The 21,197-nt window shown below is 63.9% G+C and carries 22 protein-coding genes; 14 read left to right on the top strand and 8 right to left on the bottom strand.

The features are described from left to right. Position 1: 1 nt before the first annotated feature. Positions 2-982: an aldo/keto reductase gene (locus tag JKL45_RS17640; RefSeq protein ID WP_201862894.1), complete on the bottom strand. Its 981-nt coding sequence runs from the start codon at positions 980-982 to the stop codon at positions 2-4. A 191-nt stretch (positions 983-1,173) separates the two neighbouring features. Between JKL45_RS17640 and JKL45_RS17645 the strand changes: the two genes are divergently transcribed. Continuing rightward, positions 1,174-1,647: an AAC(3)-I family aminoglycoside N-acetyltransferase gene (locus JKL45_RS17645; protein ID WP_201862895.1), complete on the top strand. Its 474-nt coding sequence runs from the start codon at positions 1,174-1,176 to the stop codon at positions 1,645-1,647. 10 nt (positions 1,648-1,657) lie between these two features. On the opposite strand, the gene JKL45_RS17650 is transcribed toward JKL45_RS17645, so the two are convergent. Beyond that, positions 1,658-2,836, bottom strand: a complete 1,179-nt coding sequence (locus JKL45_RS17650) for a BaiN/RdsA family NAD(P)/FAD-dependent oxidoreductase (protein ID WP_201862896.1) — start codon at positions 2,834-2,836, stop codon at positions 1,658-1,660. 253 nt (positions 2,837-3,089) lie between these two features. Here JKL45_RS17650 and JKL45_RS17655 point away from each other — a divergent pair, with 253 nt between their 5' ends. Together JKL45_RS17655 and JKL45_RS17660 are read left to right on the top strand one after the other, a co-directional pair. Then, a complete protein-coding gene (locus JKL45_RS17655) occupies positions 3,090-3,563 on the top strand; it encodes an aminoacyl-tRNA deacylase (protein ID WP_201862897.1) in 474 nt (157 codons plus the stop codon). A gap of 159 nt (positions 3,564-3,722) precedes the next feature. Continuing rightward, the gene (locus JKL45_RS17660; RefSeq protein ID WP_201862898.1) at positions 3,723-4,160 is read left to right on the top strand and encodes a YqaA family protein; all 438 of its coding nucleotides are present in this window, start codon (positions 3,723-3,725) and stop codon (positions 4,158-4,160) included. On the opposite strand, the gene JKL45_RS17665 is transcribed toward JKL45_RS17660, so the two are convergent. Continuing rightward, positions 4,157-4,399, bottom strand: coding sequence for a hypothetical protein (locus JKL45_RS17665; RefSeq protein ID WP_201862899.1), 243 nt, complete (start codon positions 4,397-4,399; stop codon positions 4,157-4,159). The two genes, JKL45_RS17660 and JKL45_RS17665, sit on opposite strands and share 4 nt — an antisense overlap. A 290-nt stretch (positions 4,400-4,689) precedes the next feature. On the opposite strand from JKL45_RS17665, the gene ilvD reads away from it, so the two are divergent. The 4 genes from ilvD (at position 4,690) to JKL45_RS17685 (ending at position 9,007) form a co-directional block, all read left to right on the top strand. Further along, complete coding sequence (gene ilvD / locus JKL45_RS17670; RefSeq protein ID WP_201862900.1) at positions 4,690-6,519, top strand: dihydroxy-acid dehydratase; 1,830 nt, start codon at positions 4,690-4,692, stop codon at positions 6,517-6,519. Between the two features lie 216 nt (positions 6,520-6,735). Then, entirely contained in the window at positions 6,736-7,032 is a 297-nt protein-coding gene (locus JKL45_RS17675) for a hypothetical protein (RefSeq protein ID WP_201862901.1), read from the top strand. Between the two features lie 138 nt (positions 7,033-7,170). Beyond that, positions 7,171-7,488 (top strand): quaternary ammonium compound efflux SMR transporter SugE, encoded by a 318-nt coding sequence (sugE, locus tag JKL45_RS17680; RefSeq protein ID WP_201862902.1) that lies wholly within the window; start codon positions 7,171-7,173, stop codon positions 7,486-7,488. Positions 7,489-7,513: 25 nt separating this feature from the next. Next, complete coding sequence (locus JKL45_RS17685; protein WP_201862903.1) at positions 7,514-9,007, top strand: sensor domain-containing diguanylate cyclase; 1,494 nt, start codon at positions 7,514-7,516, stop codon at positions 9,005-9,007. A gap of 45 nt (positions 9,008-9,052) precedes the next feature. On the opposite strand, the gene JKL45_RS17690 is transcribed toward JKL45_RS17685, so the two are convergent. The 4 genes from JKL45_RS17690 to JKL45_RS17705 form a co-directional block, all read right to left on the bottom strand. Beyond that, a complete protein-coding gene (locus tag JKL45_RS17690; RefSeq protein WP_201862904.1) occupies positions 9,053-11,149 on the bottom strand; it encodes a hypothetical protein in 2,097 nt (698 codons plus the stop codon). A 244-nt stretch (positions 11,150-11,393) separates the two neighbouring features. Then, positions 11,394-12,764: a glutamate--cysteine ligase gene (locus tag JKL45_RS17695; protein ID WP_201862905.1), complete on the bottom strand. Its 1,371-nt coding sequence runs from the start codon at positions 12,762-12,764 to the stop codon at positions 11,394-11,396. 215 nt (positions 12,765-12,979) lie between these two features. Further along, positions 12,980-14,119 (bottom strand): carboxylate-amine ligase, encoded by a 1,140-nt coding sequence (locus tag JKL45_RS17700; protein WP_201862906.1) that lies wholly within the window; start codon positions 14,117-14,119, stop codon positions 12,980-12,982. 173 nt (positions 14,120-14,292) lie between these two features. Then, positions 14,293-15,039 (bottom strand): 16S rRNA (uracil(1498)-N(3))-methyltransferase, encoded by a 747-nt coding sequence (locus JKL45_RS17705; protein ID WP_201862907.1) that lies wholly within the window; start codon positions 15,037-15,039, stop codon positions 14,293-14,295. A 208-nt stretch (positions 15,040-15,247) separates the two neighbouring features. Here JKL45_RS17705 and JKL45_RS17710 point away from each other — a divergent pair, with 208 nt between their 5' ends. The 7 genes from JKL45_RS17710 to lpxK all read left to right on the top strand — a co-directional run bounded on the left by JKL45_RS17710 (position 15,248) and on the right by lpxK (position 20,918). Beyond that, positions 15,248-15,724 (top strand): hypothetical protein, encoded by a 477-nt coding sequence (locus tag JKL45_RS17710; protein ID WP_201862908.1) that lies wholly within the window; start codon positions 15,248-15,250, stop codon positions 15,722-15,724. A gap of 18 nt (positions 15,725-15,742) precedes the next feature. Further along, a complete protein-coding gene (gene ubiA, locus JKL45_RS17715) occupies positions 15,743-16,672 on the top strand; it encodes a 4-hydroxybenzoate octaprenyltransferase (protein WP_201862921.1) in 930 nt (309 codons plus the stop codon). Positions 16,673-16,778: 106 nt separating this feature from the next. Next, on the top strand, positions 16,779-17,585 hold the full coding sequence (locus JKL45_RS17720; protein WP_201862909.1) for an inositol monophosphatase family protein: 807 nt from the start codon (positions 16,779-16,781) through the stop codon (positions 17,583-17,585). A 61-nt stretch (positions 17,586-17,646) separates the two neighbouring features. Beyond that, positions 17,647-17,880, top strand: a complete 234-nt coding sequence (locus JKL45_RS17725; protein ID WP_190844795.1) for a DUF4170 domain-containing protein — start codon at positions 17,647-17,649, stop codon at positions 17,878-17,880. A gap of 10 nt (positions 17,881-17,890) precedes the next feature. Next, positions 17,891-18,625, top strand: coding sequence for a lysophospholipid acyltransferase family protein (locus tag JKL45_RS17730; protein ID WP_201862910.1), 735 nt, complete (start codon positions 17,891-17,893; stop codon positions 18,623-18,625). Beyond that, positions 18,622-19,911, top strand: a complete 1,290-nt coding sequence (locus tag JKL45_RS17735; RefSeq protein WP_201862911.1) for a 3-deoxy-D-manno-octulosonic acid transferase — start codon at positions 18,622-18,624, stop codon at positions 19,909-19,911. Before JKL45_RS17730 ends, JKL45_RS17735 begins: the two co-directional genes overlap by 4 nt. Continuing rightward, complete coding sequence (lpxK, locus tag JKL45_RS17740; RefSeq protein ID WP_201862912.1) at positions 19,911-20,918, top strand: tetraacyldisaccharide 4'-kinase; 1,008 nt, start codon at positions 19,911-19,913, stop codon at positions 20,916-20,918. Before JKL45_RS17735 ends, lpxK begins: the two co-directional genes overlap by 1 nt. Before the next feature lie 12 nt (positions 20,919-20,930). Here lpxK and JKL45_RS17745 read toward each other — a convergent pair whose 3' ends face one another. Beyond that, a complete protein-coding gene (locus JKL45_RS17745) occupies positions 20,931-21,149 on the bottom strand; it encodes a DUF2093 domain-containing protein (RefSeq protein ID WP_201862913.1) in 219 nt (72 codons plus the stop codon). Between the last annotated feature and the right edge of the window lie 48 nt (positions 21,150-21,197).

A 21,197-nucleotide genomic window follows, 5' to 3' on the forward strand; every position in this document is an offset into this window, starting at 1 on the left:
CTTACAATCCCACCATCTTCATGGCCGGCTCAGGATAGCGCGTGCCGGCAGCCGCGCCCGGCGGAATGATGCGGTCGATCCGCGCCAGATCATCGTCCGTGAGCGTCACGTCGAGCGCGCCCACATTCTCCTCGAGATAGCGGCGGCGCTTGGTGCCGGGGATCGGCACGATGTCGTTGCCCTGCGCCAAGACCCAGGCGAGCGCGAGCTGGGAGGCCGTGCATCCCTTCTCCCCGGCCATCGCCTCGATCTCGCGCACGAGGTCGAGGTTCTTCTGGAAATTCTCGCCCTGGAAGCGCGGCGAATTGCGGCGGAAATCGTCCTCGGCGAGATCGTCCACGCTCTTGATCTGCCCGGTGAGGAAGCCGCGGCCAAGCGGCGAATAGGGCACGAAGCCGATGCCGAGTTCGCGCACGGTGGCCAGGAGCTCGTCTTCCGGATCGCGGCTCCACAGGGAATATTCCGTTTGCAGCGCCGCGATGGGATGAACCGCATGGGCTCGGCGGATGGTCTGGGGGCCTGCCTCCGACAGCCCGAGATAGCGAACCTTGCCCTGGCGCACGAGATCCGCCATGGCCCCGACCGTGTCTTCGATGGGCGTCTCGGGATCGACCCGGTGCTGGTAATAAAGATCGATCACGTCGATCTTCAGCCGCTTCAGGCTCGCCTCGCAGGCCTGGCGCACGTAGTCGGGCTTGCCATTGATACCGAGGCGCTCGCCGTTAGGGCCGCGCACGTTGCCGAACTTGGTGGCAAGCACCACCTTGTCGCGTCGGTCCGCGATGGCGCGGCCGACCAGCTCCTCGTTGCGGCCGACGCCGTACATGTCGGCCGTGTCGAGGAAGGTCACGCCAAGCTCGATGGCGCGATGGATGGTGGCGATGGATTCCGCCTCGTCGCCGTTGCCGTAGAATTCCGACATGCCCATGCAGCCGAGGCCGAGGGCGGACACCTGCAATTGGCCAAGCCGACGCTGCTGCATGAGGATCTCCGGTGTGAAACATGAGGATGCCACCGCGCGCATGGCGGGGGTTGGAGCATCAACTGGACTCGCCCCACCCGGTTTCAAGGGCGGAGATCGTCGGACGGTCGCTTCGGCCGGCATCAGGATGATGCGGAACGGCAGGCGTTCGAGGGGCTTAACCGTCGTCGCAACCGTGCTATCCTCAGACCATGCTTTCGCCATCCGTCACATTCCGTCGTCTCGGCCCAGGGGATGCTCCGGTTCTTCGCCGGGTGAACGCCTTGTTCGGTGAGGCCTTCGGGGACCCGGAGACCTACACGGGCGAGCAGCCTGACGATGCCTATTTGGAAGGGCTGCTCGCGAAGGAGCACGTCTTCGCCATCGTGGCGCTGGCCGGTGAAGACGTCCTGGGTGGGCTCGTGGCTTATGAGCTCGACAAGTTCGAGCGGGCGCGGCGCGAGGTATACATCTATGACCTCGCCGTCGCCGCGGAACATCGGCGGCAGGGCATTGCGACCGCGCTCATCGAGCACCTGCGCGGGATCGCCGCCGGGCGAGACGCCTGGGTGATCTATGTTCAGGCGGATTACGGCGACGATCCGGCCATCGCGCTCTACGAGAAGCTCGGGGTTCGCGAAGAGGTGCTGCACTTCGACATTGCGACGGCACCTGCGTCCCGCTGATCCGAAGACGTCACGCTGCCTGCCCGGCGCACCAGCCCGACGACCAGGCCCACTGGAAATTATAGCCGCCGAGCCAGCCGGTCACGTCCACCACCTCGCCGATGAAGTAGAGGCCCGGCACCGCCTTGGCCTCCATGGTCCGGGAATCGAGCTCGCGGGTATCGACCCCGCCGAGCGTCACTTCCGCCGTGCGGTAGCCCTCCGAACCCGCCGGCTTGAAGCGCCAGCGATTTACCGCCTCCTCGACCGCCCGAAGGCGCTTGTCGGAATAATCCGCCAGGTTGGCAGGCCCCTTCTCGCTCTCGGCGATGAGCTGCGCCAAGCGCTTGGGCAGGAAAGCCGACAGGGCGGTCTGCAGCGCCTGACGTCCGTTCTGCGCCCGCGCCGCGCGCAGTTCCTCGAACAGGCTCACGCCGGGCAGCATGGACAGGGTGATCTCGTCGCCCTCGCGCCAGTAGGAGGAGATCTGCAGAATGGAGGGACCGCTCAAGCCCCGGTGGGTGAAGAGCAGCGCCTCGGCGAACTGCGTCTTGCCGCAGGCTGCCACCGCATCGACGGCGACGCCCGCGAGGGGCGTGAGCCGCTCCAGCAGGGTCGGCTCCAGGGTCAGCGGCACAAGGGCTGGGCGCGTCTCGACGATCTTCAGACCGAATTGCTGCGCGAGATCGTAGCCAAAACCGGTGGCACCCATCTTGGGAATGGACTTGCCGCCGCTCGCTACCACGAGCGAACGGCATTGCACGGCGCCTTGCGAGAGCCTGAGGGAAAACCCCACAGGCGTTTTCTCGACCGATTGCACGGAGGTGGCGAGGCGAAGCTCCACGTTGACCTGCCGCATCTCGTTGAGCAGCAGGTCGACGATCTGCTTCGACGAGCCGTCGCAGAACAACTGTCCAAGCGTCTTCTCGTGATAGGCGATGCCGTAGCGCTCCACGAGAGCGATGAAGTCGCGCTGCGTATAGCGGCGCAGGGCCGAGATGGCGAAGCTCGGATTCTGCGAGATGAAGTTGGCAGGCCCCGCGTTGAGGTTGGTGAAGTTGCAGCGCCCGCCGCCGGAGATGCGGATCTTCTCGCCGGGCTTGGCCGCATGGTCGATGACCAGCACGGAGCGCCCGCGCTTGCCGACTTCGGCCGCGCACATCATCCCGGCGGCGCCTGCGCCGATCACCACAACGTCGAACTGGTCCAAGAAAGATCTTCCTAAGGGAGAATATCGGTGCTCTGCTCAGCAAAGCTTGCGTTCAGAAAGTGAACAGAGCGTTGGTAATGAACCTCTCTGAAAGGCGCAAGTATTCGGCGCCACTCATGATCTCTCGATTGAAGCCAACCCATCACAGGTGTACCATCGACAGGTTACGTGCAGCTGCGCATCCCGAAGCGACGGTGTGTCAGTAAAGCCGCCCTCCTGATACGCGAGCATTCTCGTTCCATAGGAGGCTGTCATGACAATCTCCCCGACCCTTCAACGCTACATGGCCGACAAGGGCATTCAATACGACCTGATCCCGCATGAGCCAGCCATGACGTCGCTGGGCACGGCCCATGCCGGTCACATTCCCCGCGACAGCATGGCAAAGGGCGTCATGCTGAGCGATGGGCAGCACTACATGCTGGCCGTGATGCCGGCATCCCACCACCTGCGCATGTCCGACCTGAAGACGGAATTGGGCCAGGAGCTGCGCCTCGCGTCGGAGGAAGAGATCGTCGAGGTGTTCCGCGATTGCGACCGTGGCGCCATTCCGCCTGTCGGCTCCTGCTACGGACTCAACGTGATCATCGAGAATGATATGGACCGGCAGCACGACATCTATTTCGAGGGCGGGGATCACGCCACGCTGGTGCATATGAAGGCCGATGAGTTCGCGCGCCTCAATCCCCAGGCGCAACACGGGTCGTTCAGCGAACCCATGTACTGATCACGCAGGCTGGGGATTGTCAGGGAACCGATCGAAGTCGCTGTGCCGACCTGCCTCGCACAGATCGGTTCGGCAGGAGAACGGAACTGTGTTAGGGCTCACCTCATTCAAGCTTGAGCCTTGTCCCAGTCCTCCTCTCGCGCGTGATCACCCCGCCTCATGCCGCATCTTGCCGAATACGGCGCCCTTTTCGCCGCTTCCTTCCTCTCGGCCACGATCTTCCCGTTCCAGTCGGAAGCCGTGCTGTTCGCCATGCTTGTGGCCGAGCACTACACCTGGTGGGTGCTCATTCTCATCGCGAGCGTGGGCAACATTCTCGGGTCGATCGTGAACTGGTTCCTGGGCCGCTTCTTCGCCCATTTCGAGGATCGGCGGTGGTTTCCGGTGAAGCGCCACCAGATGGCCAGGGCCGAAGCCTGGTACCACCGCTACGGCCGATGGACCCTGCTGCTCAGCTGGATGCCGATCATCGGCGATCCGCTCACCATCGTGGCCGGTTTGCTGCGGGAGCCCCTGCGGGTCTTCATCCCGCTCGTGGCGCTGGCCAAGACCGCCCGCTACCTCGCCGTCGGGGCCTTGAGCCTGGGGTGGATTTAAGGCCCCTGGAGGCTCGACCAGATCTCCTCCAGGTGGCCTGGCTCGATCACGTCGCCGGATGCGGTGCGGATGACCGCATGCATCCCGGCGGGCGCCTCGTTGGTCATGGCCCAATGAACCGCCTCCCGTAAGGAGCGGAATTCCACGATATCGCTCGGGGCGCCCGGGCTGCCAGCCTGCGGGCCCAAGGGCTCGTATTGCAGATGAGCCGGAGCATCCAGATCGGTTTGCATCACCATGTCGCCGTCCTGCCCTTGTTCGAAGGATCCAGGCGGGACAACGTTTGCGGAGGCTCGGCCGTTTCAGCTTGGCTGCTAGAGCATCGTGCGGACCCAGCGGGCCCGCCCGAACGATGCTCTCATCCAAGAAGGAGGCATCGGATCTGATCCCAAAAGTGCAAGTCCACTTTTGGGTCCGAGGCTTTAGCAATGACCTTGCGGCAAAGCAGGCGCGACCACAAGGAATGGCAAATTTTCTTGCAACTTGCGCAATTTCCGGTGAACAAGAACCCAAATTCCTGGGGGACACCATGCCAGCCTATCGCTCTCGCACCACCACCCATGGCCGCAACATGGCCGGCGCCCGCGGCCTCTGGCGGGCCACGGGCATGAAGGATTCCGATTTCGGCAAGCCGATCATCGCCGTGGTGAACTCCTTCACCCAGTTCGTGCCGGGCCACGTCCACCTCAAGGATCTGGGCCAGCTGGTCGCGCGGGAGATCGAGAAGGCGGGCGGCGTCGCCAAGGAGTTCAACACCATCGCGGTGGATGACGGCATCGCCATGGGCCATGACGGCATGCTCTACTCCCTGCCCTCCCGCGAGCTGATCGCGGACTCGGTCGAGTACATGGTCAATGCCCATTGCGCTGACGCGATGGTGTGCATTTCCAATTGCGACAAGATCACCCCCGGCATGCTGATGGCCGCCATGCGCCTCAATATCCCGGTGGTCTTCGTCTCCGGCGGTCCGATGGAGGCCGGCAAGGTCGTGCTCAATGGCGTGACCAAGAAGCTCGACCTCGTGGACGCCATGGTGGCCGCCGCCGACGAGAACGTCGCGGAAGAGGACATGAAGGTCATCGAGCGCTCCGCCTGCCCCACCTGCGGCTCGTGCTCGGGCATGTTCACGGCCAATTCCATGAACTGCCTCACCGAGGCGCTGGGCCTGTCGCTCCCGGGCAACGGCTCGACGCTCGCCACCCACGCCGACCGCAAGCGCCTGTTCGTGGAAGCCGGCCATCTGATCGTCGACCTCGCCCGCCGCTACTACGAGCAGGACGACGCCAACGTTCTCCCGCGCTCCATCGCGTCGTTCGCGGCCTTCGAGAACGCCATGACGCTGGACATCGCCATGGGCGGGTCGAGCAACACGGTGCTGCACCTGCTGGCCGCCGCCCACGAGGCGGAGGTCGACTTCACCATGGCGGACATCGACCGCCTGTCACGCCGGGTGCCGGTTCTGTGCAAGGTCGCGCCCGCCATCGCCAACGTGCACATGGAAGACGTGCACCGCGCCGGCGGCATCATGGGCATCCTGGGCGAGCTTGATCGCGCCGGGCTGCTCGACACCTCCGTGCCGACCGTCCATGCCGAGACCATGAAGACGGCGCTCGACCGCTGGGACGTGAAGCGTTCGAACAGCCCCTCCGTGCACGAGTTCTTTTCTGCTGCGCCCGGCGGCGTGCCGACGCAGACGGCGTTCAGCCAATCGAGCCGCTACGACAGCGTCGATACGGACCGGGTGGGCGGCGTGATCCGCAATGCGGAGCATGCCTTCTCCAAGGACGGCGGCCTCGCCGTCCTCTCCGGCAACCTGGCGCTCGATGGCTGCATCGTGAAGACCGCGGGCGTGGACGAAAGCATCCTGGTGTTCTCCGGCCCTGCCGTGGTGTTCGAGAGCCAGGACGATGCGGTGAGCGGCATCCTCAACGGCAAGGTGAAGGCCGGCGACGTGGTGGTCATCCGCTATGAGGGACCGCGCGGCGGCCCCGGCATGCAGGAGATGCTCTATCCCACGAGCTACCTGAAATCCAAGGGCCTCGGCAAAGCCTGCGCGCTCATCACCGACGGGCGCTTCTCGGGCGGCACATCGGGCCTCTCCATCGGTCACGCCTCCCCTGAAGCGGCCGAAGGCGGCACCATCGGCCTCGTGCAGGACGGCGACCGGATCGAGATCGATATCCCGAACCGCAGCATCCGCTTGGCCGTGGACGACGCGGAACTGGAGCGCCGCCGCGGCGAGCAGCAGGCCAAGGGATGGCAGCCGGCTCAGCCGCGCAAGCGCAAGGTTTCGGGGGCCCTCAAGGCCTATGCCATGCTCGCCACCAGCGCCGCCAAGGGCGCCGTGCGGCAGATCTGATCGCAGTGACTGCCGGCCTGATGTATGATCAGGCCGTTGGCCACGCGACCAGGAGCATACCCTGCGGGAAGCTTGAGCGTGCGGTTCTGAACCTTGAGCGGGTCTGCGGCGTCCACACCCGCCGCAGCCAAAAGTCTCAGGGCGGCAATCCTGCCTTGACGAAACAGTGTCTCCTGGAGTCCAGTCGGCGGTACCAAATCACCCGCAGGATCCCCGATGACCCGCCTTCTATGGACCGCCAGCCTTCTTCTGCTTACGGGTCCGGTTTTTGCCCAGGATGCATCGGGAAGCAGGCCGCTCCAACTCACGGTTCGCCCGTCCGGGGTCGAGCCGGAGGTCAACGAGGCTGTGGAGCGGCAGCAGAAGCTCCTCAGGCGCTTGGAGCAAAGCAACCACATGGTGCGCTCGATCTGCGTCAATTGCGGCGACGCATGGAAGCACCAGATCTACGCGCCGTTCGACCCTTATGCTGCCTTGGGCCGCGCCGGGCCGTCAGACGACGCCGGTAACTAACTTCCCAGGCTGACCTTTGGCCGCGCTCGGATTCAGTTGAGAACGTTTTCCGGAACCTCTATATCCAGAGAGGTCGAGGACGACCTCGGCTTCCTGACAAACGGTAGGGACGGCCCTGCCTATGACGGAGGTCCTGTCATGGCATGGACTTTGCTTGCGCTTGCCGGTTTGTTCGAGATCGGCTGGGCCATCGGCCTAAAATACACCGATGGCTTCACCCGGCTGGTTCCGTCCGTTTTGACGGGCCTCAGCATGGTGGTCAGCGTCGTGCTCCTCGGCCTTGCCCTCAAGACCCTGCCGGTCGGAACGGGCTACGCGGTCTGGACCGGGATCGGCACCGTGGGAACCGCCCTGCTCGGCATCTATCTGCTGGGCGAACCTGCCACCGCGATGCGCCTAGTCTGCATCGGCCTCATCGTCTCCGGGATCCTCGGCCTCAAGTTAGCTTCAGGCTAGCTTGGATCTGTATGGTAGAGGCGTCATGACCGCTTTCGCTCAGAACAGGCCGAGATCCTCGGCACGAGGCCTCCGGGTCTTCGTGCTCGTGGTCTGTCTCGTGATCCTGGGCCTGGAGGGCTGGCGCTACTGGCATGACCGGGGGCACGAATTCACTCGGATTCAGGCCGAAACCCTGAACCTCGCCAAGTCCCTGACCCAGCATGCGCAGGACACCTTCGAGCTCGCGGACGCGCTCCTGGTGGATGTGGTCGACCGGGTCGAGACGGGCGGCACCCTGCCCGATGCCATCACGCGTCTGGATGTCTTTCTGGTCGAGCGGGTTCAGCCGCTGCAGCGAATCAAGGCCCTGACCATCTTTGATCAGGACGGCACTCTTCTGAGCAGTTCGCTGCCTGGGCATCGCGGCCGGGTGAATATCGGCGCCCTTGCGCTGTTTCAGCACCACAAAAACACAACCAGCGGCGACTGGTTCGTGGGGCCTTTGATCCGCGATCCGCTCGGCGGTGATTGGATCCTGACCATCTCGCGACGCTTCAACAAGCCCGACGGGAGCTTCGGCGGTGTCATCCAGGCGAGCATCCCGCCGCGCTACTTCGGGAATTTCTTCGGTCGCTTCGATGTCGGCTCGCAGGGTACGATCACCCTCCTTCACCAGAACGGGACCATCCTGTCGCGCTATCCCTATATCGAGCGCGCGATCGGATCCAACGTCCTGAACGACCCGCAATTCAGGAATGCGAAAGGCTCCGGCAACTACGACTACACCTCCCCGGTCGATGGGCTTGTCCGCATCGGCGGCTATCAGCGCAACCATATCTTTCCCGTCGGGGTGATTGCGTCGGTCGGCAGGGACGAGGCGCTCGCGCGATGGAACGAGGAATTCGTATTCCGCAGCAGCATCATCGGCCTGCTCGTCCTCACGATCGGCTCCCTAGGGTGGATTCTCGCGGGAGCCCTTCGACGCCGGGAATATGCAGAGGCGGAACTCGCCGTTCTGGCCACCACCGACGGCCTGACGGGCCTGGCCAATCGCCGAAGCTTCGACAGGGAGCTCGAAGTGGAATGGCTTCGGGCTGCGCGCCAGAAAACGCCTGTGTCCCTGCTCCTGATCGATGTGGATCAGTTCAAGGCCTATAACGACATCTATGGGCACCAGGCCGGGGACGAATGCCTGCGGATCATCGCCAAGACCATTTCCGAAGCAGCCCGCCGGCCCGGCGATCTGGCAGCACGATACGGCGGCGAAGAACTCGCCATTCTCCTGCCGGGAGCGGATGAGGCCGATGCTGCAAATATCGCGGAGGATCTGCGCGCGAAGGTCGAGGCCCTTCGCGTGCGGCATGAGGCTAATCCTCCGAGCTGCATCCTCACGATCAGCATCGGCAGCGCCAGCCGCATTCCGAGCCTCGACCGCTCCCGCATCGGCCCGGACCATCTGATCACCCTGGCGGACGCGGCCCTCTATCGCGCCAAGCAGAGCGGGCGCAACTGCGTGGCCAGCGCGAAAGCCGCCTGATCGGGATCTGCACGCCTACTAGCGTGCAAGTCACGACACGGTCTCTTAGATGACGAAGAAGTCTTTATGGTCCAGCGCTGCCTTGAGCTTGGCGAACAGGACTGCCTTGCCTTTGCCGGAGCCGTCCGCATCGTAGAAGAGATGCCCATTCGTCTTGTCGTAGACGATGTAGTCGTTCTTGTCCTTGGCCTTGGACCCCGCGGTGAAGAAATCCTTCTTCAGAACGCCTGTCTTCGAAAGCTTCTTGAAGATCCTGTTTTCGAGCTGAATTGCATCGTCCTTCGGCTTGAAATCCGTGATCGTATCGACGTTCCCGGTCTTGCTGAGATTGTCCTTGAAGACGAACGTATCCCTGCCCTTGCCGCCGGTCAGCCGGTCGTTGCCGTAGCCGCCATCGAGCTTGTCCCTGCCGGAGCCGCCGATGAAAACCTCATTCGCAGCAGTGCCTGTGACGGTCTCCTGCGCGACATCGTCAACATCGATGACAAAGGACTTCTCGTAAGAGAGGCCGCCCTGATCGGTCACCTTGACGCGGACACTGTGAGACTTGGCCTGCTCATGATCGAGCAGAGTGCCGGTGTTGACCCTGAGCTGGCTGCCGTCGATCTTGAAGCGCCCGCCGGCATCGTCCACCAGGGTAAAGGTGAATGTACTGCCTACGGCATCCGTGGCCGAGAGATCGCCGATCCAGGCGTTGTCTGGAGACACTTCCCGAACATTTTTGCCAGTGAGGCCGATGTCGGAGGGAGGCGTGTTGGATGAGAGATCGAGCGACACCTCGGCTTTCGTCTCGCGGCCACCGATATCCTTCAAGAGGAAAGTGACTTTGCGCAGTTTGTCAGCGCTGCCATCCGTCTTGGTATAGGTCAGTGCGCGAATGAGCTTCTGGACTCGGGCATCCGTAGCGTCCTGATCGAAAGAGAAGCTCAGGCTATCTGGCTCGTCAAACAGCGAGCCTATCATGATATCGTCAACATACACTGCTCGGCCGAGGAGCCTCACACCGTTACCTTCTTGGACCCCAAGCAGCTCAGTCGGATCAGCAGCCCCACTTATTTGGACGAGCAGAGACTCGAGGATGCCGCTATCTACTGTCAGGGCTGCATCCTGCCCCCGGTCGAGAAAGGCCTTAGTGCCGATGGGCGCATTGATCATTGCTCCGTCGAAGGCGGCGATCTGAGGGGGCCTGTGGGTGGTTGAGACCTCGCGGCCGCTCGCATCCTTCGCGATGATCGTGTCGACACCGCGACGGTGAAGGAGTAGCCGCTCCGCAACGGTCAAGGTCCCGTTCGTGAGGATCAAGCGATCGTTGGCGGTAGTGTATCCGGTCACGATCTTGGCGGTCTCAGCATTGCCGACGGTGATCTGCGCTGCGTGGTCGGCCAGCACGATAGATCGGAAGCCGCTGATCACGGTGCTCGACAGATCGATGACTGTCCCTGTTATTGTCAGTTTGTCCTCTGTTCCTCCCCCGCTATCGATGCTCCGAACGTCACTCAGTTGGGCGCCTTTGATGATGATAATGTCGTTGGCCAATGATCCCTGGATGGTCTCGATACCGCTGATATTGGCCATCCGGTAAAGATCGAATGTTCCACCATTTATCAATTGGAAGATGTCATCGCCCGCTCCGCCATCGAGTTGATCCCCGTCCCAGATGAGGTGACTTGTTGCAGAGAATGTATCGCTCTCTTCAGTGCCAACAAGTCTGTCGGCGGTGTCGACGCGTGCTCCTCCCCATGAGCCGCTCCCATCCTGAAGATCGATGTAAATCGCACCCGTGCGGCTGAACCCGCCCGCTGACTGCGGAGCCGTGTAGGTGAGCGCGCGAATGAGTTCCTGCACGCGCGTCGATGTTGCCTCATGATTGAACGCAATGACGAGATGAAGGGGGTCGAAGTCTCCTTCGATTGCGCCGATCTCAACACCCTCGACGGAGATGACACCATTATTCAGGCTCACCTTTCCTTCCGTATCGATGCCTATGGCGCCATCGGTCAAGTCCAACAGCACCTCGAGCCTTGTGAGATCGTTGTCGCTGTCATTGACAATCGCATCTCCGTTTTGGTCGATGCGGTAGGTGTCGCCGGGGGATCTGTACGTCAAATCCCCGTCTAAGTGATTGATCGTTGGAGCGGGCATTGGATCCTCCCGGCGAATTGCGACCGAAGGAGCCAGCTAATCAATCATTCACAATCTCTCTGATTGCCGATAGGTAAGATGTAGCCCCTTGCTGGCTTTATAACATATCAATTTGGGCACTACAAAAAGCTTCCCCGCAGACGACTCAGCGCATTGCGGAAGGGAGAACTGGTATTCACCAAGAGGAGACTTGTGACGAGGCATCGTTTGTCACCACTCTACGGCGCCTCGTCATCGGTTAATGTCAGAAAACGTATTCCTTGAACACCGGCTCTACCGAACCACTCCAGGCGCCGTGATAGCGCTCCAGCAGCCGCTCGGCCTGCGTGCGGCCTGACGTGACGATCTCTTCCGCATAGGCGAGATGACGGGTCTCGTCCTGGCCGGCTTCATCGAGACAGGCGCGGCGCTGCAGACCGGCGCGGGACAGCGACAGCGCGTCTTTGGCGACGTCCTGGGCGGAACGGCCAGCAATGGTGGCCTTGAGCGCCGTCTTCGGCACGTCGGCGCGCAGCTGCTCACGCTGTTCGGCGCTCCAGCTTTTCACGAGCTCCCAGGCCCCGTCGAGGGCCGCCTCGTCGTAGAGTAGACCGGTCCAGAAGGCGGACAGCGCAACGATGTGATCGAGATTGCCCACATCCGCGCCGCGCATTTCGAGATAGCGCTTGAGGCGCACTTCCGGGAACAGGGTCGAGACGTGGTTGGCCCAGTCCGAGTGCGTGGCGCGCTCGCCGGGCAACTGCGCGAGCTTGCCGGCCAGCAGATCGTGGAAGGATGCTCCCGCCACGTCGTGATAGGTCGAGTCACGCTTGACGAAATACATCGGCACGTCGAGCGCCCAATCCACATAGCGCTCGTAGCCGAAGCCCTCCTCGAAGGCGAAGGCCATCATGCCCGTGCGGTTCTTGTCGGTGTCGAGCCAGATGTTGGAGCGCATGGACAGGTAGCCGTTGGGCTTGCCGTCCGTGAAGGGCGAGTTGGCGAAGATCGCGCTGGCGATCGGCTGCAGCGCCAGGGAGACGCGCAGCTTCTTCACCATGTCGGCCTCAGACGCGTAGTCCATGTTCACCTGCACGGTGGACGTGCGGTACATCATGTCGAGGCCGAGCGAACCCACCTTCGGCATGTAGTCGGTCATGATGCGGTAGCGGGCTTTGGGCATCACGGGCGTCTCGGCTCGTGTCCAAAGCGGGCTCATGCCGAGCGTCAGAAAGCCGATGCCGAGCTTGTCGCCGACAGCCTTCACGTCGTCGAGATGCTGGGCCGTCTCGCGGGCCGTGTCATGGAGGGTGGCCAGCGGCGCGCCGGACAGCTCGAACTGTCCGCCGGGCTCCAGGGAGATCGCTCCCCCACCCACCTCGTCGGCGAGGCCAATGGGGCGGCCGTTCTCCATGATCGGCGCCCAGCCGGTGCGCTCCTGCATGCCCTCCAGCAGCGCACGAATACCCTTAGCCCCGTCATAGGGAACGGGCGAGAGATCGGCTCTGTAGAAGGGTACCTTTTCGTGTTCGGTGCCGAGCCGCCACGAATCGCGCGGCTTCTCGCCGGAGGCGATCCATTCCACGAGTTCCGACCGCGCACCGATGGGGGTCGTATCGGATACGTCCCGCGCCATGCATCACCTCATCAATAAGCGCGTTCAAGGCGCGCCGACTTAAGCGTCGGGACTCCATAAGGGGCTTAACGCCAAGGTGCAATGCGTGACCCATGCACAAAACGATGAGGGCTCGGGCATCGGCCCCAAAAAGTGACTTGCACTTTTGGGAGCGGTCCGATGCCCAATCCATAGCTGGAGCATCGTGCGGAACCGAGCCGCACGATGCACCCTCATCAATGCCGGAACGCAGGCTCGCCTATCGTTTCCGCGCTCAGCCAGTCGACCACGCCGGCGAGCGCATCCCGGTTGGACAGGCCACGGCCGACCGCCTCGGTATAAAGCGTCAGCTGCTGATCGGCACTGGTGCCGCGGGCGACGATCCAGCGGGCGAGATCGAGCTCACGCTGGCAGCCGAGTTCCTTGGCGTCCTCGACCACGAGGTCCAGGGTTTCCTCGAGAAGTTCGCGGACCGGCTTGGCCGTGCGGGTCTTCTCGTCGACGAAGCTGCCATGGATGCCGTAGCGCTGGGCCCGCCAGCCGTTCTCGTCATTGATGGCGCGCGAGGCGCCGGTCTGGCCGGCATTGAGATTCGTATCGAGGGTGAGATGGCGCACGAGGCAGCGGTAGAGCGCCGCAATCGCGATGGTGTCGTCCACCCGCGTGCAGCTGTCGGCCACCCGCAGCTCCAGGGTCGGATGCTTCAGCGAGGGCCGGATCACCCACCAGACATAGCTGGAATTCTCGATAGCGCGGGCGGCCACCAGGGTGTCGATGTAGCGCTGGTAATCCTGCGCGCTCTCGAACAGATCCGGCAGGCCCGTGCGCGGCAGCTCGCGGTAGGCCGCCAGCCGATAGCCGAGAAGGCCCGTCCGCTGCGCCTGCCAGAAGGGCGATGAGGTGGAGAGCGCGAGCAACAGCGGCAGGTACGGCTGGATCCGGTTCATGATGTCCACGCGCATGCCGAGATCCGGCACCTCCACATGAACATGCATGCCGCACAACACGTTGCGGCTCCCGAGCATCTGCAGGTCGTGCATCACCTTGCCGTAGCGGGGCTGCGCTGTCGGGCGCACCCGCGACCACACGGCGAGCGGGTGGGTGCCGGAGGCCATGATGGACAGGTTGAAGTCGCGGGCCACGGCCCCGACCGAGGTTCTCAGGTCGACCAGCTGGGCGCGGGCATCGGCCAGCTCCAGGGAGGGTTTGGTGGCGATCTCGATCTGCGGCTCCAGCATCTCGGGCTGGATATCGCCCGAAACCCGGTCCCGGCAGGCGGCGAAGAACTCTCCCATCTTGCCCTTGGCGATATCCCGTCTGGGGGCATCGTTGACGAAGTACTCTTCCTCGATGCCGAACTTGAAATCCCAGCTCATTTCCTCGTGTCCTCTTTATATTATGCAGAAATGATCTCTTGCGTGTCCGAACCGGCCTGCGGCAATCGCCCAAACTCCGGTTCAATGGGGCCGGAATGGGGCGAGGCGGCGTAAAACTGCTAAGCTTTTGAGGCTAGGGGCAGATCGGCTTGAGCCGTCGTCGGACGATGAGATCAGTTCCAATCGCCGAGCACGGACTGAACGATTGCCAGTGCGGCCACAGCGGCTGTGTCGGCACGCAGGATTCGCGGTCCCAACGATACGCAAACACATCTTTCGCGGGCAGCGACAAGCGCTCTCTCCTGATCGGTGAACCCTCCTTCGGGTCCCACGATAACAACCAGACCATCTTGATTGTTCCCAAGCTTGGCCAGGGCCTGAACGGGGTTCGAAACAGGCGCATCCTCGTCGCAGAAAATCACCAGGCGCTCTTTCTCCAAGCCTTTGAGAAACCGCTCCAAATTCTCTTCCTCGCGCACCTCGGGAATCGCCAGGATGCCGCATTGCTCGGCGGCCTCGATGGCATTGCTGCGCATCCGGTCAAGGTTGACCCGGGAGCTCTGCGTCCGCTGCGTCAGGACGGGCTGGAGAATGCCCGCTCCCATTTCCACAGCCTTCTGGACCATGTAGTCGAGACGGGCATGCTTTAGGGGCGCGAAGGCATAGATGATGTCGGGCGCCGGGCTCTGCTCATGGGTCCGCTCCACGCAGACCAGGTCGGCGGCCTTGCGGCCTTCCACCGAGACCTCGGCGCGCCACTCCCCATCCCGACCGTTGAAGATCAGGACGGAACCTCCGTCTTTGAGCCGCAGGACGTTCAGCAGGTAGTTGGCCTGCCCCCGGTCGAGTTCGATCCGGGCGCCGGCCTGGAGGGGGGCGTCGACGAAGAGGCGGGGAGCGTTGAAATCGTATTCAGCCATGACAACCTTGCGCCGAGGAGCCCTTGCTGTATCAATTTCCCTCGCCCCTAGGGAGAGGGGTGACCGCTTTGGTCACGGGAAATTCAGGTGCGGGATGGCACAGCTTGAGGCCGAGGCGACCATTCGCCTCTTGGCCTGGTGGCCCTTCACCTGATAACAGAGCGCAGGCCCGCGAGACGTCGCAGGCCGTTTCGAGGGAATTTTGGGCATGACGCATTTCCGTTCGCATCTTCTGGCTGCGTTTGCCGTTGCCGGCTTCTTCATGAGCGCCCCCGCCTCCGCACAGTCGAGCGCCTGCCAGGACGGGCAGAAGATCCTGCAGGAGCGCCAGGGCCTCATTCAGCAGGTCAACAAGCTGACCGAAGGCGGCAAGAAGAAGCAAATCGACCCGCGTGCCGCCTGCTCGGTCTTCACCAAGCTCGTGGCGAACGGCAGTGCCGGCGAGAAGTGGATGACCGAGAACAAGGACTGGTGCCAGATCCCCGACCAGGTGGTCGAGGGCTTCACCAGGGACCACAAGCAGACCCAGACCATCAAGGGCAATGCCTGCCAGGCCGCAGCCAAGATGGCCGAGATGGAAAAGCGCGCCAAGCAGCAGGCTCAGCAAGCCCAGCAGGGCGGCATGGCCGGCAAGATGGGCGGTGGCCTGACCGGCACCCTGTCGATCCCGAAGGGCGCCCTCTAATCTGACCCCTCAGCCGTGATGGAGCGCCCTGCCGCGCCTTCCCTGCCCGATGCCGTCAGGGGCCATTGGGCCGAGCGGTGGGCGCCGTCTTCGCTAAAGCCATACCTGCGCCTCGCCCGGATCGAGCGCCCCATCGGCTGGTGGCTGCTGCTTCTGCCCTGCTGGTGGTCGGCGGCGCTGGCAGCTCTCAACGCCGGCCAGTCATGGCCCAACCCGCTCCACTGTCTGCTCTTCCTGATCGGCGCCGTGGCCATGCGTGGCGCTGGCTGCACCTATAACGATATCGTCGACCGGGATCTCGACACCAAGGTCGAACGAACCCGCCAGCGCCCCCTCCCCTCGGGACAGATCACCCTCAAGGGCGCCCTGGCGTTTCTCGCCCTCCAGGGCCTCGTCGGCCTCCTCGTCCTGCTTCAATTCAACGTCTTCGCCATTGCCACGGGCTTCGCCTCGCTCGGCATCGTCGCCCTCTACCCCTTCATGAAGCGCTTCTTCTGGATGCCGCAGATCGTGCTCGGCCTTGCCTTTGCCTGGGGCGCCCTGATGGGCTGGGCGGCTGCCTTCGGCTCCTTGGGCTGGGCTCCCATTCTCCTGTATCTCGGCAGCATCAGTTGGGTGGTGGGCTACGACACCATCTATGCCCTGCAGGATATCGAGGATGACGAGGTGGTCGGGATCAAGTCCTCCGCCCGCTTCTTCGGCGAACAGGTGAAGCAGGGCGTCGGAATCTGCTATGCCCTGACCGTGATCTTCCTCGCCGCTGCGTTCGTGCAGGCCGGAGCGGGGTTCGTCTCGTTCGCGGGCTTAGGCCTCTTCGCCCTTCACCTGGGCTGGCAGGTCGCGCGCATCGACCGGAACGATGGAGCTGGCGCGCTGCGGCTCTTCCGGTCGAACCGGGATGCGGGCCTGATCCTGTTCGCCGCCATGACCCTGGATGCCCTGATCTAGAGCTCTCAAGGCCGTTCTAGGACATTGCCCCCATCGCTCCGGAAAGGTCGCGGAATGGTCCGGTGAGATATGGTATCTCCTGCCAGGACTTCCCATCTCAGGTTCGATGCTGCTCCCCTCACCCCATTCCCTGTCGTCCCTCGCACCGGCCGTGCGCGATGCCGCCCGCCGCGCGGGAGACCTGGCTGTCCCCTACTTCCGCGCCGGCGCGCAGAGTACTGCCAAGTTGTGGTACAAGGCCGGGTCCTCCCCGGTGACCGAGGCGGACATCGCCCTCGATACCTACCTGAAGGGCCAACTCTCCGAATTGCTCCCTGAGGCCGGCTGGCTGTCCGAGGAGACGGTCGACGATCCGGCCCGGCTCGGGCGAAGCTATGTGTGGATCGTCGATCCCATCGACGGCACCCGGGCCTTCGCCTCGGGCCATCCGGACTGGGCCATCTCCATTGCCCTGGTGCGGGACGGAAAGCCCGTTCTCGGGATCCTGCATGCCCCGATCCACGACCGTCTCTATGAAGCGCGGCTGGGTGAAGGGGCCTGGAGCAACGGCGTGAAGCTGCGGCTGCCGGAGGCGGAATCCTTTTCGAGCCCTGTACGGGTGGCCGGTCCCAAGCCCCTCGTCGACCGGCTTGAGCGACGGATCAACCCCATCGAGCGCCTGCCCAAGGTTCCGTCCCTGGCCCTCAGGCTCGCCCGCGTGGCAGACGGCTCCATCGATGTAGGCCTCGTCTCAGCCCATGCCCAGGACTGGGATATCGCCGCCGCCGACCTTATCCTGCAGGAGGCGGGAGGCCGGCTGACCGATCTTGGCGGTTCAGCTCCGGTCTATAACAAGCCTGTCCCCTCCCACGATGAGATGATTGCCGTTGCGTCACGGTTGCATCCTCGTGCTATTGGAGCCATGAGAGCCTGAAACATCATCGGCTCCTTGAAGCCTCAATCGTTACAACCCTCGTCAGAAGAGCCCTATCACCATGACCGACACGCCTGGCAAGCAGCTCCTGCATCTGGTTTTCGGCGGCGAGCTTACCAGCCTCGAATCCACCGAGTTCAAAGACCTGTCCAAGCTCGAAATCGTCGGGGTCTTCCCGAACTACGCCTCGGCCCATGCCGCCTGGAAAGCCAAGGCGCAGGCGACTGTGGACAATGCGCAGATGCGTTACTTCATCGTCCACCTGCACCGCCTGCTGGATCCGCAGCAGGGCTGACCCGAGCACGATGGGTCTCGTCAAGCGCATCACCCGCTCCCGTGCGGTGCAGGAAGCCATGGGCTTTCTCGTCGCGGGCTATCTCAAGCTCGTGCAGCGCACGAACCGGTTCGTCATGGAGCCGGCGGATGCCTATGACCGGATCGACATGCCCGTGATCGCCGCCATGTGGCACGGGCAGCATTTTATGATCCATTTCGCCAGACGGCCGCAGGACCGGGCGGCGAGCCTTGTCTCCCGCTCGGGCGACGGCGAGTTCAACGCCATCGCCCTGCGTCACCTTGGAGTCCGGGCCATCCGCGGCTCGGGCGCTCGCGGCCGCGATATCCGCAAGAAGGGTGGTGCCCAGGCCCTGCGGGCCATGCTGCGTGCCTTGAGTGAAGGCGAGATGGTGGTGATGACGGCCGACATCCCAAAGATTTCCCGCGTATGCGGCTTGGGGATCGTCACCCTGTCGCAGCTGTCCGGGCGGCCGATCGTGCCCGTCGCCGTGGTCACGAGCCGCCGCATCGACTTCAACAGCTGGGACCGGGCCAGCATCGGCCTGCCCTTCGGCCGGGGCGCCATCGTGCTGGGCGAGCCCGTCTCGGTGCCGAGAGATGCGGACGAACCTGCTCTTGAGCGCCTGAGACAGAGCGTCGAGCGGGAGTTGGACCGGGTGCACGAGCGCGCCTATGCGCTGGTCGGCTCCAGGGATCCGGGGGCTAAGGCCACCCCCATGCTTGCGGGAGGCTCCCGGGCATGAGGCTGCCGTTCACCTTCAGAACCTACCGCACCGTCGTATCCATCCTGGAGCCCGCCGTGCTCGGCCTCCTCTACTGGCGCCAGCGCAAGGGCCGCGAGGACAAGACACGGCTCGGCGAGCGTCAGGGACATCCCAGCAGGCAGCGGCCCAAGGGCCATCTGATCTGGGTCCACGGAGCCAGTATCGGTGAGACCCTGTCACTCCTGCCGGTCGTGGAGCGCATGACGCAGCGCGGTCTCGCGGTTCTGGTGACCTCCGGGACCAAGACCTCGGCCGCCCTGATCGCCCGCAGGCTGCCGCCGGGCGCCGTGCATCAGTTTGTACCGCTGGACGTGCCACGTTATATAAGGCGCTTCCTGGATCACTGGCAGCCGGACTTGGCCCTCATCGCTGAATCGGAAATCTGGCCCAACACGATCATGGCGCTCTCGGAGCGGGACATTCCGCTCGTCATGGTCAATGGCCGCATGTCGGACCGGTCGTACCAACGCTGGCAGAAGATGCCCGGCATCATCCGCCGCCTGCTGGAACGCTTCGCCCTCTGCCTGACCCAGACCGCCGAGGATGCAGAGCGACTGGCGCGGCTCGGTGCTCCGCGCGTGGTCGTGACCGGCAACATCAAGTTCGACGCAGCCCCGCCGCCCGCAGATCCGCGCGTGGTGGCGCAGCTCTCAGGGCTAATCGCGGGGCGGCCGGTGTGGCTTGCCGCCAGCACCCACCAAGGTGAGGAAAGCGCCATCATTGCGGTTCATCGCGCCCTGGCGAAACGTCACCCGCATCTCCTGACCATCATTGCTCCGCGCCATCCTCACCGGGGTCACGAGGTCGCCGCCCTTGCGGGTCAGGCCGGTCTGCGGGCGGGGCGCCGCTCGCAAGGCATCCATCCCGACCGGGCGACGGACGTCTACGTGATCGACACGGTGGGCGAGATGGGGCTGTTCTACCGGCTCTCCCCGGTCGTGCTCATGGGCGGAACCCTTGTGCCGGTCGGCGGCCACAACCCGATCGAACCGGCTAAGCTGGGAGCCGCCATTCTGCACGGGCCCCATGTTCACGCGGCCGTCGAGATCTACGATGCTCTCGACCGCTCCCGCGGAGCCTTGATGGTGAAGGACAGCAGCAGCCTGGCGCGAGCGGTGAGCGAGATGCTCGGCAACGCCGCCCTGACCCGGGACATGGCCCGGGCCGCCGGAGACGCCGTGCAGGCGCTGGGCGGCGCCGTGGACCGCACCATGCAATCCGTCGAGCCCTTCATCGTGCAGGCCAAGCTCGGAGCCCGCCGCTGATGCGCGCTCCGCGCTTCTGGTGGCACCCCTCTCCTTCGCTGCGGGCGAACCTGCTGCGCCCGGTCGGCCTGATCTATGGTTCCGTTACGGCAAGTCGGATGAGGCGGCGTGGCGAGCAGGCGGAACTGCCCGTCATCTGCATCGGCAACTTCACGGCAGGCGGAGCCGGCAAGACGCCGACCGCCATCGCGATTGCCACGATCCTGGATATGGCAGGCGAGAGCCCGGCCTTTCTGTCCCGGGGCTATGGCGGCCGTCTCGCAGGTCCCGTGAGGGTTCAGCCGCAGCACGGGGCAACTGACATCGGCGACGAGCCCGTTCTTCTGTCCCGCACCGCCCGGACCATCGTGTCCCGCTCCCGCCCTGCCGGAGCGCGGCTCGCCTACGAGATCGGTGCCACGGTCGTCATCATGGACGATGGGCTTCAGAACCCATCGCTCGTCAAGGATTGCGCCATCGCGGTGGTCGACGGCGCCACGGGGATCGGCAACGGCCTGCCCCTGCCGGCAGGACCCCTGCGGGCATCCATGGGGGCTCAATGGCCTCTGGTCGACGCCGTTCTGGTGATCGGGGACGGTGAGCCGGGACGACAGGTCGCCCTGGAGGCGGACGAGCACGGCAAGCGCGTTTTCACCGCATCGCTGGAACCGGCGCCGGAAGCGGCCGAAGCTCTCAAGGGTCGGAGAATCATGGCCTTTGCCGGCATCGGACGGCCAGAGAAATTCTTCGACACCCTCCACGCCTGCGGCGCACTCGTGGACGCAACCCATACCTTTCCCGACCACCATCCCTTCAAGCCGGAGGAAGTGGCAGCCTTGCGACAGGAGGCCGAAAGCCTAGGACTCCTGCCTGTCACGACCGAAAAGGATCTCGTGCGGATTGCCAATGCGTCGGAGGCTTGGCCGGAACTGACGGCGTTGCCGGTGCGGCTCCGGATCGAGAACGAGACGGGCCTGCGCAACCTGCTCATGCGGCGCATCAACGAACGGCGCCTGCGCATCGTCTGAGGCGCTTGCCTGTTACTTGGGCGCAGCTTTCCCGGTGAGGCGCATCATCACCGCCTCGGGGGAGGCATAGGCCTCCTGACGCTCGACGCTCCAGTACTTCAGCTCGTCGAGAGGGATCTCGGCCCCCGTCACCGCACAGCGCACATAGGCCCCGGGCTTCACCACCCGGAGATTGCTGTCGAGATATTGCACGACGGCTTCGCCGCCGCTGCGTTCGAACTTGTTCAACATGAAAGACATCGACGGAATGCGTTGCGCTCAATCCCTCACATAAGGGCT

It is taken from the genome of Microvirga soli, from assembly GCF_016734765.1.
GTDB lineage: Bacteria > Pseudomonadota > Alphaproteobacteria > Rhizobiales > Beijerinckiaceae > Microvirga > Microvirga soli.